Annotated in this window: 13 protein-coding genes and 2 tRNA genes; 10 read left to right on the top strand and 5 right to left on the bottom strand. The window is 61.0% G+C overall.

The features are described 5' to 3' along the window. Nucleotides 1-10 precede the first annotated feature (10 nt). From pgsA to sbcB, 6 genes are all read left to right on the top strand, one after another. On the top strand, nucleotides 11-577 hold the full coding sequence (gene pgsA, locus EV674_RS04935; protein WP_119012273.1) for a CDP-diacylglycerol--glycerol-3-phosphate 3-phosphatidyltransferase: 567 nt from the start codon (nucleotides 11-13) through the stop codon (nucleotides 575-577). A 275-nt stretch (nucleotides 578-852) separates the two neighbouring features. Beyond that, on the top strand, nucleotides 853-1,152 hold the full coding sequence (locus EV674_RS04940) for an HU family DNA-binding protein (protein WP_374761666.1): 300 nt from the start codon (nucleotides 853-855) through the stop codon (nucleotides 1,150-1,152). Between the two features lie 15 nt (nucleotides 1,153-1,167). Then, nucleotides 1,168-1,243: transfer RNA gene (locus EV674_RS04945), tRNA-Val, on the top strand. A 60-nt stretch (nucleotides 1,244-1,303) separates the two neighbouring features. Then, nucleotides 1,304-3,229, top strand: a complete 1,926-nt coding sequence (locus EV674_RS04950) for a SurA N-terminal domain-containing protein (protein WP_119012275.1) — start codon at nucleotides 1,304-1,306, stop codon at nucleotides 3,227-3,229. Between the two features lie 46 nt (nucleotides 3,230-3,275). Next, a tRNA-His gene (locus tag EV674_RS04955) sits at nucleotides 3,276-3,351 on the top strand. An 87-nt stretch (nucleotides 3,352-3,438) separates the two neighbouring features. After that, nucleotides 3,439-4,881 (top strand): exodeoxyribonuclease I, encoded by a 1,443-nt coding sequence (gene sbcB / locus EV674_RS04960; RefSeq protein WP_119012331.1) that lies wholly within the window; start codon nucleotides 3,439-3,441, stop codon nucleotides 4,879-4,881. Nucleotides 4,882-4,902: 21 nt separating this feature from the next. On the opposite strand, the gene EV674_RS04965 is transcribed toward sbcB, so the two are convergent. Continuing rightward, on the bottom strand, nucleotides 4,903-7,185 hold the full coding sequence (locus tag EV674_RS04965) for a TonB-dependent hemoglobin/transferrin/lactoferrin family receptor (RefSeq protein ID WP_119012276.1): 2,283 nt from the start codon (nucleotides 7,183-7,185) through the stop codon (nucleotides 4,903-4,905). A 218-nt stretch (nucleotides 7,186-7,403) separates the two neighbouring features. On the opposite strand from EV674_RS04965, the gene EV674_RS04970 reads away from it, so the two are divergent. After that, nucleotides 7,404-9,137 carry a nitrite reductase gene (locus tag EV674_RS04970; RefSeq protein WP_119012277.1) on the top strand — a complete coding sequence of 578 codons (1,734 nt, stop codon included), beginning with the start codon at nucleotides 7,404-7,406 and terminating at the stop codon, nucleotides 9,135-9,137. A 197-nt stretch (nucleotides 9,138-9,334) separates the two neighbouring features. Here the strand turns inward: EV674_RS04970 and EV674_RS04975 are convergent, their stop codons facing one another. After that, the gene (locus EV674_RS04975) at nucleotides 9,335-10,564 is read right to left on the bottom strand and encodes a nucleoside recognition domain-containing protein (protein WP_119012278.1); all 1,230 of its coding nucleotides are present in this window, start codon (nucleotides 10,562-10,564) and stop codon (nucleotides 9,335-9,337) included. 267 nt (nucleotides 10,565-10,831) lie between these two features. Between EV674_RS04975 and EV674_RS04980 the strand changes: the two genes are divergently transcribed. From EV674_RS04980 to EV674_RS04990, 3 genes are all read left to right on the top strand, one after another. After that, on the top strand, nucleotides 10,832-11,536 hold the full coding sequence (locus EV674_RS04980; protein ID WP_119012279.1) for a YebC/PmpR family DNA-binding transcriptional regulator: 705 nt from the start codon (nucleotides 10,832-10,834) through the stop codon (nucleotides 11,534-11,536). A gap of 67 nt (nucleotides 11,537-11,603) precedes the next feature. Further along, nucleotides 11,604-12,764 carry a GGDEF domain-containing protein gene (locus EV674_RS04985; RefSeq protein WP_119012332.1) on the top strand — a complete coding sequence of 387 codons (1,161 nt, stop codon included), beginning with the start codon at nucleotides 11,604-11,606 and terminating at the stop codon, nucleotides 12,762-12,764. Nucleotides 12,765-12,824: 60 nt separating this feature from the next. Continuing rightward, nucleotides 12,825-13,211, top strand: coding sequence for a VOC family protein (locus EV674_RS04990; protein ID WP_119012280.1), 387 nt, complete (start codon nucleotides 12,825-12,827; stop codon nucleotides 13,209-13,211). A 73-nt stretch (nucleotides 13,212-13,284) separates the two neighbouring features. Here the strand turns inward: EV674_RS04990 and upp are convergent, their stop codons facing one another. The 3 genes from upp to hmpA form a co-directional block, all read right to left on the bottom strand. Then, nucleotides 13,285-13,914 carry a uracil phosphoribosyltransferase gene (upp, locus tag EV674_RS04995; protein WP_119012281.1) on the bottom strand — a complete coding sequence of 210 codons (630 nt, stop codon included), beginning with the start codon at nucleotides 13,912-13,914 and terminating at the stop codon, nucleotides 13,285-13,287. 39 nt (nucleotides 13,915-13,953) lie between these two features. Then, a complete protein-coding gene (locus EV674_RS05000; protein ID WP_119012333.1) occupies nucleotides 13,954-14,928 on the bottom strand; it encodes a threo-3-hydroxy-L-aspartate ammonia-lyase in 975 nt (324 codons plus the stop codon). 198 nt (nucleotides 14,929-15,126) lie between these two features. Further along, entirely contained in the window at nucleotides 15,127-16,308 is a 1,182-nt protein-coding gene (gene hmpA / locus EV674_RS05005; protein ID WP_119012282.1) for an NO-inducible flavohemoprotein, read from the bottom strand. Between the last annotated feature and the right edge of the window lie 4 nt (nucleotides 16,309-16,312).

A 16,312-nucleotide genomic window follows, 5' to 3' on the forward strand; every position in this document is an offset into this window, starting at 1 on the left:
AATCGCGGCCATGTTCTGGACTATCCCCACCATCATGACCTGGACGCGCATCGTCGCGATACCTTTGATCGTGGGGGTGTTTTATGCGCCCCTCGATCCGGCCACGCGCAACCTGGTAGCCACGGTGATGTTCGTCGTCTTTGCCGCCACCGACTGGCTCGACGGTTATCTGGCGCGCAAGCTCAACCAGACATCATCGTTTGGCGCTTTTCTGGACCCGGTGGCCGACAAGTTTCTGGTGTGCGCTTCGCTGTTGGTACTGGTGCATTTGCAGCGTGCCGATGTGTTTGTGGCGCTCATCATCATTGGCCGCGAAATCGCCATTTCAGCACTGCGCGAATGGATGGCACAGATTGGCGCAGCCAAAAGCGTGGCCGTCCATATGCTAGGCAAGCTCAAGACGGTGGTGCAGATGGTGGCCATTCCCTTCTTGCTGTATGACGGGCGCTTGTTTGGCGCCGTGGACACAGGCGTCTGGGGTACTTGGCTGATCTGGATTGCAGCGGTGCTGACGGTGTGGTCGATGGTGTATTACTTGCAAAAAGCCGTTCCTGAAATCCGTGCCCGTGTGCAGTAAGGGTGTGACCGCACAGCCGAGACGTGCTGGCTCAGTGAAGGGATCGCATGGGCCTATAGACAAAAAACCGGGGCAAGTCCGGCAGCAGAGGCAATTGCGACTAGAATCGCGGCCAACGCCACTGCAAAGTGGCGTACTGTATTGACACCTGAATGTCGATGGCTTTTGTTTGAAACGGCAAGTTTTCTGCCCTTATCGCCCGCTTTTTCCTGCATGCCCGGCGCATGCCCGCTCAAGCCATTAGTGCGTGAAAATCAGACAGCCCGGAGACATTCATTCACGCTTATACCAAGAGGCTGCTTGTGAACAAAACCGAATTGATTGAGCATATAGCGAACAACGCTGACATCTCCAAGGCAGCAGCTGCGCGCGCGCTGGAGTCCACGATTGATGCAGTCAAGAAAACCTTGAAAAAAGGCGGTACAGTATCGCTGGTTGGTTTTGGCACGTTTGCAGTGGGCAAACGGGCAGCACGCACAGGCCGTAATCCACGCACCGGTGCAGCGATTAACATCAAGGCTGCTAAAGTACCGAAGTTTCGTCCGGGAAAAGCATTGAAAGATGCGTTAAACTAATACTTGATTCAGGTGGGGTGCTTAGCTCAGTTGGTAGAGCGGCGCCCTTACAAGGCGTAGGTCAGCGGTTCGACCCCGTTAGCACCCACCACCACCGAAACAAAGGCGAACGAAAGTTCGCCTTTTGTTTTTTGTCATTGAAAGATTGACTATGTTTGAATCTATCCGCAAGCATTCCAAGATCGCGATGTTCTTGCTGTTCTTGCTGATCATTCCGTCGTTCGTGCTCGTGGGCATTGATTCCAGTTATTTCTCTGCCGGTAGCCCAGTGGTGGCTCGGGTGGATGGCCAAGACATTACCCAGGAAGAATGGGACAACGCCCATCGCCAAGAGTCTGATCGCATTCGTGCACAGCGACCTGGCGTGGACGCAGCGCTTCTGGACTCCGCACAAGCGCGCTATGCCACGCTGGAGCGTATGGTGCGTGATCGTGTGCTGCAAGCCGCAGTGAAAGAATTTCGGATCACCACCAGCGATGCTGAGTTGGCACGTGCTTTGAACGAAATTCCACAAATTGCTGCACTTCGCCGTGCCGACGGCACACTGGATGTTGAGGCCTACAAGGCCTTGGTCGGTTCCCAAGGGATGACGCCGGAAAGCTTTGAGGCCTCCATGCGCAGAGACCTGGCGGTCAACCAGGTTTTGGGCAACATCGCGGAAACTGCTTTTGCCAGCAAGGCACAAGCGAACATAGCGCTGGATGCACTGTTCCAGCGCCGTGAGATTCAAACGGTCAAAATCAATCCGGCCGATTACGCTAGCAAGGTGCAGCCCACCGACGAGCAGCTGCAGACTTATTACAAAGCGCATCCAGCACTGTTCCAGCAGGCAGAGCAGGCCACGATCGAGTACGTGGTGCTTGATCTGGACAGAGTGCGTGCAGGCATTTCGCTCAATGAAGACGACTTGCGCACCTACTACAAAGAGAATGTCTCTCGCTTGGCTGGCAAGGAAGAGCGTCGTGCCAGCCATATCCTGATTGCCTCTCCCAAAGATGCACCTGCTGCAGACCGCGAGAAAGCCAAAGCGCAGGCGGCGCAATTGCTGGAGCAGGTGCGCAAGAGCCCAGGAAGTTTTGCGGATGTGGCGAAAAAGTCTTCCCAAGATCCCGGGTCTGCGGTGCAGGGCGGGGATTTGGGGTTTTTTGCGCGTGGGGCTATGGTCAAGCCTTTTGAGGAGGCTGCCTTTGCCTTGAAAAAAGGTGAAATCAGCGATGTCGTCGAGAGTGATTTTGGCTATCACATCATTCTGCTGACTGACACCAAAACGCCGCGTCAACCAAGTTTTGATGAATTGCGTGTTTCCTTGGAGGCGCAGTTGCGCCAGGAGCAGGCACAACGTAAGTTTGCCGAGGTGGCCGAAGCGTTCGCCAATGGGGTGTATGAACAATCCGATAGTTTGCAGCCTGTTGCAGAAAAGCTGAAACTGAAGCTCCAGTCTGCTAGCAATGTCACTAGAGTGCCTGCATCTGGTGTATCTGGTGCATTGGCCAACAGCAAGTTTTTGCAAGCCCTTTTCTCTGCGGAGTCTCTGGAGCAAAAACGCAATACCGAGGCAGTAGAAGTCGGTACCAGCCAGCTTGCGGCAGGCCGTGTTGTGCAATACACACCAGCACTTACTTTGGCATTTGATGCAGTGCGCACCCAAGTGCACAAGCTTTACGTGCAAGAGAAGTCTGCCGAGTTGGCTCGCCTTGATGGGGAGGCCAAACTCGCTGCCTGGAAAGCCAACCCAGATGCAGCAAAAGGCTTGTCTTCTCCTATTGTGGTTGCCCGTGATCAGCTGCAGGGGCAGCCATCTGCCTTGGTTGATGCGGTATTGGCTGCCAGTGCAGACGTATTTCCGGCTTGGGTGGGCGTTGATCTGGGGGCAGGTGGCTATATCGTATCGCGCGTCAACCGTTTGGTGCCTGCGCCGGCTGTGGATGAGCAATTGATGGCGCAGCGCCAACGTCAATATGTGCAATGGCTGGCGGATGCTGAAGTTTGGGCCTACTATGAGTCGCTGAAAAGCCATTTCAAGGCTCAGATCAAGGTGCCAAAGCCTTCAAACGAAAAAATGTCGGCAGAAAATTAATTTTTTCTTCTAAAGAAGGTTTTTTGACATATAATTTATGTCTACGGTGGCTGTAGCTCAGTTGGTAGAGTCCAGGATTGTGATTCCTGTTGTCGTGGGTTCGAGCCCCATCAGCCACCCCAAGTAAATAAAAACCCTGCTACCTGCAAAGTAGCAGGGTTTTTTGTTTTTGCCGGTTGTTGTTTGGAGCGCTTCTGGCGCTGCGCCCTATGTCTTCCCATACCTTTCTCTGGCACGACTACGAAACCTTTGGCGTCAACCCCCGGCGCGACCGGCCAGCGCAGTTTGCTGCCATTCGCACCGATGCACAGTTGAATGAGGTTGGCGAGCCGTTGATGCTCTATTGCCAGCCCGCCAATGATTACCTGCCAGACCCGCAATCGTGCCTTATCACTGGCATCACGCCGCAACTGGCCTGGGAGCGTGGCGTGCCCGAGCGCGAGTTTGCCGCCCGCATTGAGGCCGAAATGGCCCGGCCCGGCACCGTGGGCGTGGGTTACAACACCATCCGTTTTGACGATGAATTCACGCGCTTCATGTTCTGGCGCAACCTCATTGATCCCTATGCCCGCGAGTGGCAAAACCAGTGCGGTCGCTGGGATTTACTGGATGTGGTGCGCATGGCCTATGCACTGCGCCCGGATGGCATCGTCTGGCCGACCAAGGAAGACGGTACGCCCAGCTTCAAACTCGAAGACCTGAGCTTGGCCAACGGCTTGGTACATGAGGCTGCGCACGATGCGCTGTCGGATGTGCGCGCGACGATTGCACTGGCCCGGCTGGTCCGCGACAAGAACCCGCGCCTGTTCGACTTTTGCTTCACGTTGCATAAAAAAGACCGCGTGGCTGCCGAGTTGCACCTGCCGGTTACGGCCCTGACGGCACGGCCTTTCTTGCACGTCTCCGGCATGTACGGTGCCCAGCGCGGTTGTCTGGCTGTGGTGTGGCCGCTGGCCAACCACCCCACCAATAAAAACGAAATCATCGTCTGGGATTTGGCCCATGATCCGAGCGAGCTGGCCACCATCAGTACCGAGACACTGCGCCAGCGTATGTTCACCCGCGCCGCCGATTTGCCCGAAGGCGTGACACGCCTGCCCATCAAAACCATTCATTTGAACAAGTCGCCCATGGTGGTGGGCAACCTCAAAACGCTCACACCGGCCCTGGCGCAGCGCTGGAGTATTGATATGGAGCAGGCTTTGCAGCACGCAGCCATCGCCCGCGATCTGCCTGATATGAGCGCTATCTGGCCCGCTGTGTTTGCCCGTCCGGCTGAGCCTGCACTGGATGTGGAGCAGGACTTGTACGCCGGTTTTGTCGGCAACCAGGATCGCTACAGGCTCCATGAATTGCGGGCCCTGTCGGGCGAGGCGCTGGCGCGTGCCAAAGGTAGTTTTGACGACCCGCGCCTGCAAGAGATGCTGTGGCGCTACCGCGCGCGCAATTTTCCGCAGACGCTGGACGAGGCCGACCAGGCGCGCTGGGAGGCACACCGCGCGGCCCGTTTGTTCGATGGTGCGGGCGGCGCGCGCACCGTGGAGCAACTGTTCACCGAAATCGACCAGCTCTCTGAAACCGCCGATGAGCGTGCCGAAAGTATTCTGGGTGCGCTCTACGATTGGGCCGAGGCCATCGCGCCCGAACGCTGAAGCCGCGCCTTCAGGCCATTTTTAAAAATCCACCACCAGCGACAGCTGCGCGCTGCGGCCTGGCTGGGTATAGGCATCGGCAACCGTGCTGCTGCTTTCCAGGCCACGCACGTCAGACCACATCCAGTATTTGCGGTTGGTGAGGTTGACGATGCCGACATTCAGCCGCACATCCTTGCGCAGGCGCCACTGTGCAAACCAGTCCAGTGTGGTGGCCGCTGGCACGGTGATTTGTACCTTGGGTGCTTTGACAGTTTCGCTGCTGTCGATGTCCTGGGCGCGTTTGGCCGCATGGTGGCGCACCACCAGCCGGGTAGACCAGGTGGCGGTTTGGTAGTCCAGGCCCAGACTCAGTTTGGCGGGCTCTACCGAGCTCAGGGGGGTGCCGGTCAATGTGTTTTTACCCCGGGCCTGACCGTAAGAAAATGGCGTGCCCCAGCGGCCACCAGCCCACAGGCCCCAGTCGTAATGCCCTTTGACCTCAAAGCCGTGGATACGTGCCTGGTCGATGTTCACGGTTTGAAAAACTTTGGGGTCGGCCAGCGTACCTGCGCCCGAGATAAAGCGCTGTTCCTGAATCAGCTGGCTGAAGCGTCCGGAAAACACGGCTACATCGGCCTGCAGCCGGTTCAGGCGGGTGCGCAGACCCAGTTCCAGATTGCGGCTTTTTTCGGGGCGCAGGTTGGGGTTGGGTGCAATAACGACGTGCTCGGCCAGGTTTTCGTAATAGCCGTTGACCTGGTACGCACTGGGCGCACGGAAACCCCCTGCGTAGTTGCCAAACAGGCTCCAGCCGGGCCGGACTTGGTACATCACCCCCAGTTTGGGCGATACGGCAGAGCCTGAGAGGGAGCGGGCCGGGCGTTTGGCGGGCGGGTAAAAGCCCTCTTGTGTGCGCACATCCACGGCAAACCAGTCCAGCCGCACGCCGGGTACGATGCTCCAGCGCTCGTTCATCCACTCACTTTGGGCATAGAGGGCACTGCCGGACTCGCGCGTGTCCGGAAAGCGTTTGAGTGGGAAAACTTCCGGCGGCAGGGGGTTGACGCCCGTATAGAGGTTGCTCAGATCGGCGCTCTGGTAATCCAGGCCGTAGGTCAGCTTGCGTGCCCAGCCGTTGTCCAGGCTGGTCGATTGGCTGGCCTGTATGCCCGCTTGCCAGGTGGTTTCTTCATAGAAAACATCGCGCACACGGTCGGGGTTGCGGTACAGGTCGGACGTTCCCAGCTGCCGGGCAGAGGCACGTTGCACGCCCAGCACCGTGCGCACTTCGTTGGCCAAGGCGGTGTTGATCTGGTAGCGCGCGTCCCAAGTCAGGCGCTGGCGGGTGCTGGTGCTTTCAGCGCGCTCGTCCATCACGGCGGCGGCTTGTTGTGCGGGCGTGCCACCCAATGGCAGTGGTGCGCGGCTGGAGAGCAGGTTGACGCTGGATTCCTTGTCCACCTGCTCCAGCGTGAATACGTGTTTTTGCCAGCCATCGGGTTGAAAGACCAGCTTGCCCAGCAGGGCGGTATCGCGGTCGTGCTGCGGGTTGGCGGTGGTGCGGCGGGTGTCGGGGGTGTCGATATCGCCCCGGGTTTGCAGGCCGTGGGCCCGGTGTCCGGATGCCGTGAGCAGCCATTGCACCGAATCGCTGGCACGGCCCGCCACGGTGGCGCTGAGGCCACGGCCCCTGTCGTCCCCACTCCAGGCCGTGGAGATGCGCCCGCCCAGCGATGTGGCCTCGCCCGTGCTGGAGTGCAAAAAGTCTGCCGGTTCATGGGTGATAAGGTTGACCAGGCCCGCCAGCCCGTCCGAGCCGTACAGCGCCGACGACGGCCCGCGCAGCACCTCCAGGCGCTTGAGCAAGTCCATGGACAGGTAGTCGCGCCCAAAAGCGTTGCTGCCAAAAATGTAGCTGTGCGGTACGCGCACGCCATCGACCAGCATCAACACCCGGTTGCCACCCAACCCCCGGATCTGAAAGCCTGCGTTGCCATCGCGCCCGGTGCTGCGGGCCGGGCCGGTGATGGCAAAGCGCGATGGCCCGCGTGGCACCGACAGATTGGGCAAATCCCGCACGGCATCGCGAATGTCCTGCATCTGGCTGAACTCGGCCTCTTGCTGGTTCACCACGTCCAGCGACACGGGCAACTCGTCGCCCAGTTGTTCGCTGCGTGAGCCGCTCACCACCACCTCACGCAGCGTGGCGGCGGCGTTGGTTGGCTTGTCCTGGGCATTGGCCTGGCAGGCCAGACAAGCCAGCCAGGCCAATGGAAGGAGTGCGTGCCGGGATGGGCGGCGGGTGCGCAGAGGGTGTGGCATGGTCGGGCCCTGGGTGAGAGAAATGTCTTTCCTGCACGATCGGCAGGGACTTTTAACAAAGTTTCACGTTAAATGACTGTTTGACATTTATTAAAGAATAACCCCATCATCCGTTCAAATAATGAAGAAATCCCGCTGAAACCTTGTCGCAGCCCGCAGCGGGCTCTTTTTTAAGGGTAGACCACTACCTGGGCGGCGGCATTCAAGAGGAGTCCCACATGAAACATTACAAGCTGACCCGCCTGGCTGCCCTGGTTTTTTCCACACTGGTGTGGAATGCCGTTGCCCAGCACAAAGAGGGTGTCACGGCCCCGGAGTTGAACTATCAGGCGGGCTCCTCGCCGCTGGCCAACACGCCCATGTACCAGAGCATGAACCCCAATGCGCCCAAGATGACGCAGGTGGAGTTCGACAAGGCACGGCAAACCTACTTTGAGCGCTGCGCTGGCTGCCACGGTGTGCTGCGCAAAGGCGCTACGGGCAAGCCACTGACGCCTGACCTCACGCTGGCCAAGGGCACCGACTACCTCAAGGTGTTCATTGCCTACGGCTCGCCTGCGGGTATGCCCAACTGGCAAACCTCGGGCGAAATGACCGAGGCCGAGGTGGACATGATGGCCCGCTACATCCAGCAAGACCCGCCCCAGCCGCCCGAGTGGGGCATGGCCGACATGAAAAAAACCTGGAAGGTGATTGTTCCCCCCAAGGATCGCCCGACCCGGAAGATGAACAACTACAACATCGCCAACATTTTCTCCACCACGCTGCGCGATACCGGCGAAGTGGCGCTGATTGACGGCGACACCAAGCAGATCATCAACATCGTCAAGACGGGCTACGCGGTACACATCTCGCGCACCTCGGCGTCGGGCCGCTACCTGTTTGTGATTGGCCGCGATGGCCGCGTCAACATGATCGACCTGTGGATGCCCACGCCCGACAACGTCGCTGAAATCCGCATGGGGCTGGAGGCGCGCTCGGTGGATACCTCCAAGTACAAGGGCAAAGAAGGCGATTTCACCGACAAACTGGCCATTGCCGGTGCCTACTGGCCACCCCAGTTCGTCATCATGGATGGCAACACGCTGGAGCCGATCAAAATCGTTTCTACGCGCGGCATGACCGTGGACACCCAGGAGTACCACCCCGAGCCGCGCGTGGCCTCCATCGTGGCCTCGCACTTCAAGCCCGAGTTCATCGTCAACGTCAAGGAAACCGGCAAGACGCTGATGGTGGATTACTCCAATCTGGACGCGCTCAAGATTACCGAGCTGGGCTCGGCACGCTACCTGCACGACGGCGGCTGGGATTCGACCAAGCGCTACTTCATGGTGGCGGCCAACAACAGCAACAAAATTGGCGTGGTCGATGCCAAAGAAGGAAAAATGGAAGCCGTGGTGGATGTGGGCAAGACACCGCACCCCGGGCGTGGCGCCAACTTCATCCACCCGCAGTTTGGCCCCGTCTGGGCTACGGGCCACCTGGGTGACGAAACCATTTCGCTCATTGGCACCGACCCGAAAAAGCACAAGCAATACGCCTTCAAGGAAGTGGCCAAGCTCAAGGGCCCGGGCGGTGGTGCGCTGTTCATCAAGAGCCACCCCCAATCGTCGCACTTGTATTCGGACGCGCCGCTGAACCCTGACCCGAAAATCTCGCAGTCGGTGGTGGTGTACGACATCAAGAACCTGGACAAGGGCTATACCGTGCTGCCGATTGCCGAATGGGCCGGTCTGGCCGACGACGGCGGTGCCAAGCGCGTGGTGCAGCCCGAGTTCAACAAGGCGGGCGATGAGGTGTGGTTCTCGGTCTGGTCGGCCAAGGACAAACAGTCGGCGCTGGTGGTGGTGGACGACAAGACGCTCAAGCTCAAGGCCGTGATCAAAGACCCGCGCATCATCACGCCCACGGGCCATTTCAACGTGCATAACACGCAGCACGACGTGTATTGAGTGCAGCGCGCGGCAGCTTGCTGCTGCGCCTGTGCAGTCACACCGCTGGCAGGGTTGGTTCCCGCCGGCGGTTTTTTTGTGGCCCAGGCAGCGGTGCTGGGGAGGTGTGCCCCACGGGTTCTCAGATTTTTAACTACTGAATTGATAGCTGGTAGCGCCCACTGTGCGGGCGCTGAAGGCCGATTTGGCTTGCATTTTTAGCCAAAAAACTGATAGCACACGGCAATCGCTGCCACCACACCGGCCAGTTCGGCCAGCAGGGCGCAGGCCACGGCGTGGCGCGCACGCTGTATGCCCACGGCGCCAAAATACACGGCCAGCACGTAAAACGTGGTTTCGGTGCTGCCCTGGACGGTAGCGGCGGCCAGGGCGGCAAAGCTGTCCACGCCCTGGGTCTGCATGGTTTCGATCAGCATGGCGCGCGCGGCGCTGCCCGAAAACGGCTTGACCAAAGCGGTGGGCAGCGCCTCAACAAAGCGGGCATCCAGCCCCAGCAGCTCCACGCCCCAGCGGATGGCATCCAGCACATAGCCCAGCGCCCCCGAGGCCCGAAACACCCCCACCGCGCACAGCATGGCCACCAGATAGGGCAGCAGGCCACGGGCCACGTCAAAGCCCTCTTTGGCGCCCTCGATAAACGCCTCATAGACAGCCACCTTGCGCCAGGCTCCCACGCAGACAAACAGCAGCACCAGCGCAAACAGCGTCAGGTTGCCCAGCAGGGACGACAACTGCGCCAGCGCCGCTGCGCTCAACGTGGTCAGCAGCGCCATAAAGCCCGCCAGCAGCAGCGCCACCGGCAGCAAATAGGCCAGCACCACCGGGCTGAACAGGGGCAGGCGCTGCACAGCGGCCACGCTCAACAGCCCCACGAGCGTCGATGCCGAAGTGGCCAGCAAAATCGGCAAGAACACCAGCGTCGGGTCGCTTGCGCCCTGCTGCATGCGGTACATGAAGATGGTGACGGGCAGCAGCGTGAGCGACGAAGCGTTCAGTACCAGAAACAAAATTTGCGCATTGGTGGCGGTGTCGGGCCGGGGGTTGAGCGTTTGCAGCGCGTGCATGGCTTTCAGGCCCATGGGTGTGGCCGCGTTGTCCAGGCCCAGGGCGTTGGCGGCAAAGTTCAGTGTCATCAGGCCCAGCGCGGGGTGGCCGCGCGGCACCTCGGGCATGAGCCGGGCAAACAGCGGCGCCAGCCAGCGCGCCAGTGCATCGACGATGCCGGCTTTTTCTGCGATGCGCAAAAACCCCAGCCACAGCGTGAGCGTGCCAAACAGCAGCACCATGACCTCGACCGAGAGCTTGGCCATGGCAAACAGCGCCTCGACCATGGCGGCAAAAATCTGTGCGTTGCCGCCCAGCAGCCACTGGCTGCAGGCGGCGAGGGCGGCGGTGATGAAAAACCCCAGCCACAGGGTGTTGAGCATGGCTTCTTCCTTGAATAGATTTTGGCAACCCTGCGATGGTGGCATGCGCTGGGGGCGTTTGGCGCCAGGTGGTGCCCGGTCGCCGCTGGCAGCAGTGCCCGGTAGTGGCGGGTAAAACTGGCGGTTGCATTGGCTTTGACCTGCACATGCCAGTGGTAATCTCCCGGCCTTGCGGCATACGCCCTCTTTGTCAGCAGTGCGTATGCCACCAGCCGCCCCGGCTATCCAAGGGCCAGGGGCGGTACCACACCTGGAAAGACAGAGAACATGGGCGCGCAGTGGAAAGCAAAAGGCAAAGCACAGGTTGCAGATGCCAGAGGAAAGTTGTTTGGCAAGTTGGCCAAGGAAATCATGGTGGCCGCACGCGGCGGCGCTGACCCGGCGGGCAACTCCAAGCTGCGCCTGGTGCTGGAGCAGGCACGCAAGGTGTCCATGCCCAAAGACACGCTGGAGCGGGCCATCAAAAAAGGCGCCGGCATCGGTGTGGAGGCTGCCAGTTTCGAGCATGTGATCTACGAAGGCTTTGCCCCGCACCAGGTGCCGGTGATGGTCGAATGCCTGACCGACAACGTCAACCGCACCGCCCCCGAAATGCGCGTGCTGTTTCGCAAAGGCCAGCTCAGCCCCGTTGCCTGGGACTTTGACCACGTGGGCATGATCGAGGCCGAACCCGCCAGCGCAGGCGCTGACCCCGAACTGGCCGCCATCGAGGCCGGTGCGCAAGATTTTGAGCCGGGCGAAGAAGAAGGCCAGACCCTGTTCATCACCGACCCCGCCGACCTCGATCTGGTCAGCCGCGCGCTGCCTGCGCAGGGCTTCACGGTGCTGTCGGCCAAGCTGGGCTACAAGGCCAAGAACCCCATTGACCCAGCCAGCCTGAGCCCTGAAGCGCTGGAAGAAGTGGAAGCCTTTTTGGGTGCCATCGATGCCAACGACGATGTGCAGAACGTGTTTGTCGGCCTGGCTGGCTGATTCATTTGCCAGCAGCTGGGGTTGGGCCAGTTTGCGGGCCCCTGCCTTGGCCTGATGAATGTTTTCCATGCACAGCCCTACGCTTTTTATCCTCAGCGCCGTTTTGATGGCGTTGGTGAGTACGGTGCTGTGCGCCGTGTGGCATTTCAACAAGCAGATTCCCGGCCTGCGGCTGTGGACGCTTTCTTATAGCCTGGGTTTTTTAGCTTGCCTCAGTTTGCTGGTGCGCGACTATTTGCCTGAGCCCCTGTCCGTGCTGCTGACCCAGGGCACCATGCTGTGGGGGGCCTGTTTGTACCTTTTGGGCTGCATTGCCCATACGGGCAAGCGGCTGGTGTCGCTGCGCCATGCCACCGTTTTCATTGCGGCACTGATCGGGCTGAACCTGTATTTCACGGTGGTTCATCCTGATCTGCAAATGCGCTTCGTGCTGGCGGGCCTGGGCAACGGTATTTTCTTTTTGTTGACTGCGCGCACGCTGGCCTCCGGCGAGCGCCAGCAAGTGCCCATGCGCTATCTGGTGGCCTTGGTGGCAGGCTTGCATGGCGTGTTTTTGTTGCTGCGGCCTTTGCTGTTCAAACTGGGCCCGGTGCAGCCAACGGATGTGGAGCTGGTGGCGCTGCTGTCCCAGTTTGTTCTGCTCGAATTCATTGTGGCGCTGGTGTTCATGGCTTTTGGCACGCTGATGCTGGCCAATGAGTTCATCACCAACGAGTTGCGCCACCTGGCAGAAGTCGACCCGCTCACCAGCGTGTTCAACCGCCGGGCGTTTTTGATGTCGCTGGACAAAGCCATCCACCAGGCGCAGCGCACAGAAGCCAGCTTGGCCGTGCTGGTGATTGACCTGGATTACTTCAAGAAAATCAACGACACCTGTGGGCACCAGGGCGGTGATGAGGTGCTGCGCCATTTTGTGCAAATCAGTGCCCAGTGCCTGCGCCAGCAAGATGTGATGGGCCGCCTGGGGGGCGAGGAATTTGCCATTTTCCTGCCCGGCTCCGATGGGGCAGGCGCCCGCACAGTGGCCGAGCGCCTGCGTGCTGCGGTGGCTGCCCGGCCCGCCGCCACGCACCAAGGCAGCGTTGCCCTCACGGTCAGCATTGGCCTGACGCTGTGCGGGCGGGGCGACTCATCAGATGCTGCCCTGCGTCGCGCCGACCAGGCCATGTACCAGGCCAAAGAACACGGGCGCAACCGGGTCGAATTCATGGCCCAGGCGCCCGCCTGACGGGGTCGGACGCTGCCGGTCGGCGCCCGATCCTGGTGGAATTTTTACCAAGGAGTTTTCATGCAGTTCGGCTACACCATTCTCTATGTCGAAGACGTGACCCAAACCATTGCCTTTTATGAGGCTGCTTTTGGCTTTCAGCGCCGTTTCATCCACGAGGCGGGTGATTTTGGCGAGCTGGAGACGGGGGCCACGGCCCTGGCTTTCTCATCGCTGCGGCTGATGACCGAGTTGGGCAAGAACCCCCAGCGTGCTTCGGCCAGCGCACCGAGTTTTGAAATTGCCTTCACCACCGCCGATGTGCCAGCTGCCGTACAGCGGGCGGTGGCCGCAGGCGCGCGCCTGGTGCAGGCGCCCGAGAAAATGCCATGGGGCCAGACCGTGGCCTATGTGGCCGATCTGAACGGCGTCTTGGTCGAGCTGTGTACGCCCGTGGCCGGGGCGTGAGCTGGGGCAGGTGATGCCCCATTTTGCTATTAAATAAAGAGCTGCTCGCGCTTATCCAGCGGGCGCTAGGGCCTTATTTGGTGCCAAAAATCCGGTCGCCTGCATCGCCCAGGCCGGGCAGGATGTAGCCGTGGTCGTTCAGCTCGCGGTCGATAGCGGCGGTGTAGATGGGCACGTCGGGGTGGGCTTTTTGTAGCGTGGCCACGCCTTCCGGGGCGGCCAGCAGGCAGACGAACTTGATCGACTTGGGCTGCAGCTGCTTCAGTCGCGCCACGGCCGCAGCGGCTGAGTTGCCGGTGGCCAGCATGGGATCGACCACGATGATGTCGCGCTCGGCCATCTCGGAGGGCATCTTGAAGTAGTACTCCACCGGTTGCAGCGTGTCGGGGTCGCGGTACAGGCCGATGTGGCCAATGCGCGCACCGGGCACTACGTTGAGCATGCCGTCCAGAAAGCCGTTGCCGGCGCGCAGGATGGACACCAGCACCAGCTTTTTGCCATCAATGACCTTGCCGGTCATGGTCTCCAGCGGGGTTTCGACCTGGATGTCTTGCAGCGGCATATCGCGCGTGACTTCGTAGGCCATCAGGGTGGACAGCTCGCCCAGCATGCGGCGAAAGCTGTTGGTGCTGGCGTCTTTGCGGCGCATCAGGGTGAGCTTGTGCTGCACCAGGGGGTGATCGATGACGTGGACGTTGCTCATGGGGAGGGGCAGAAAAAAAGGATCGAAAAAAAAGGGCGCTCAGTCTGCCAGAAAGCGCGCGTAACGCGCCAGATCGACGTTGCCGCCACTGATCACAATGCCCACGCGCTTGCCACGGATATCCACGCCGCCGTGCTGCGCGCCTGCAAAAGCCAGCGCGCCCGTGGGTTCGACGACGATTTTCATGCGCTCGGCAAAAAAGCGCATCGCCTGCATCAGGTGCAGGTCGCTGGTGGTCGTGATGTCGTGGCCCTGGCGGCGCACGATGTCAAACACCAGCGGCCCCAGGCTTTGCGCCTGGGCGCCGTCGGCAATGGTGCGTGGCGTGGCAATGCGCACGATGTGGCCGCTGCGCAGCGATTGCTGTGCGTCGTTGGCGGCTTCGGGCTCCACGCCCACCACCTGGCACTGGGGCGCGCGTGCCTGCGCTGCCAGCAGGCTGCCCGCCATCAGGCCGCCGCCGCCCACGCCCACGAACAGGTAGTCCAGCCGGGGCACCTCTTCAAACAGTTCCAGCGCCGCCGTACCCTGGCCTGCAATGACGTGAGGGTGCTCGGAGGGGCCCACCAGCGTCATGCCGCGCTCTTGGGCAATGCGCTGGCTGATGGCCTCGCGGTCTTCGGTGTAGCGGTTGTAGGTGACGACCTGGGCGCCGTATTCGCGCGTGGCGGCCATTTTGGATGCGGGCGCATCTTCGGGCATGACGATCAGCACGGGCATGTCCAGCAGGCGCGCAGCCAGTGCAATGGCCTGGGCGTGGTTGCCTGCTGAAAAAGCCAGCACGCCGTGGCGGCGCTGCTCTGGCGTGAATTGGGACAGGGTGTTGAAAGCGCCACGAAACTTGAACGAGCCTGCGCGTTGCAGGTTCTCGCATTTGAAGAACAGGTGCGCGTGCAGCAGCCGGTCGGCGGTGCCCGAGCGCAGCACGGGCGTGCGGTGCGCCGGGCCTTGCAGGCGCAGAGCAGCCTGGATGACGTCTTCCGGTACGGGCGGGGGCAGGGCAGGTGGGGTCATGGCGGCATCCTTGATGGCACTCAATGCATGGCAGCGCACCACGGCGTGGCTGCATCATGGGTGGCACTGATTATCATGCAAAGAATCGCCTGCCAGCGCTTGTCCTGTGTGCGCTTTCAGCTATGCTTTTTGAAATGGCGCAGCCCTGTCTGTGCCCGCTGCCGGTGGTTTTTTGGGGGGGCTGCGCCGCTGGCCGCTTTACTCCAGCGCGGCGGCGGGGCCGAAGAACTCGTAGCGCGTCTGTGCCTCGGGCACGCCCAGTTCACGCAGCTGCTGTTTCACGCGCCGCATGAACGGCTTGGGGCCGAGAAAATACGCATCCACATCGCGCGATGGGGGAAGCCACTGCGCCAGTTGCTCGTTGCTGAGCAGGCCGGTGGCGTGGGGGGCGTCGGTGTCGGCGGCGTGCTCGTCATAGACATAAAAGCGCTGCAACTGGGCATGGCGGGATTGGTGCGCGTCCACCACGTCGCGGAAGGCATGCACTGCGCGGTTGCGCGCGAAGTGGATGAAATGCACGGGCCGCTGGCTGGCCAGGGCCGCATCCAGCATGGCCAGCGTGGGGGTAATGCCCACACCGCCGCTGATCAGCACCACCGGCTTGCTGCCTTCGGCCAGCACAAAATCGCCAGCGGGCGGGAACACGTCCAGCGCATCGCCCACTTGCACTTGTTCGTGCAGGTAGCCCGAAGCCACGCCGCCGGGCTCGCGTTTGACGCTGATGCGCAAAAACTGCCCGTTGGGCGCTGCCGACAGCGAGTAGTTGCGGCGGATTTCCTGGCCATCCACCACCAGGCGCAGGCCGATGTACTGGCCGGGCACAAAGCCGGGCACCGTGCCGCCGTCTTGCGGCTCCAGGTAGAACGAGGTGATTTCAGCGCTTTCGGCCTCTTTGCGCGCTACCCGGAAGGCCCGCGCACCGCGCCAGCCACCGGGTGCGGCGGCGGTGTCGGCATAGACCTTTTCTTCGGCGCCGATCAGGATGTCGGCCAGCTGCTGGTAGGCGGCGGCCCAGGCGGCAATCACGGCGTCGGTGGCAATCTCGGCGCCCAGTACCTCCCGGATGGCGCGCAGCAGGCAGCTGCCCACGATGGGGTATTGCTCGGGCTGGATTTGCAGCGACACATGCTTATGGACGATTTGCGACACCAGCGGGCCCAGGGCTTCGAGCCGCTCGATGTTGCGCGCGTACATCAGCACGCTGTTGGCCAGTGCGCGCGGCTGGTCGCCATTGGCCTGGTGGGCCTGGTTGAAGAAGGGGCGCACTTCCGGGTACTCGGACAGCATGATTTTGTAGAAGTGCGTGGTCAGTGCTTCGCCGCCTGTCTCCAGCAGGGGGACGGTGGCTTGGACGATGGCGCGGTGTTCAGGGCTCAGCATGGGA

This window comes from Simplicispira metamorpha, from assembly GCF_004341365.1.
In the GTDB taxonomy this organism is placed as follows: Bacteria; Pseudomonadota; Gammaproteobacteria; order Burkholderiales; family Burkholderiaceae_C; genus Simplicispira; species Simplicispira metamorpha.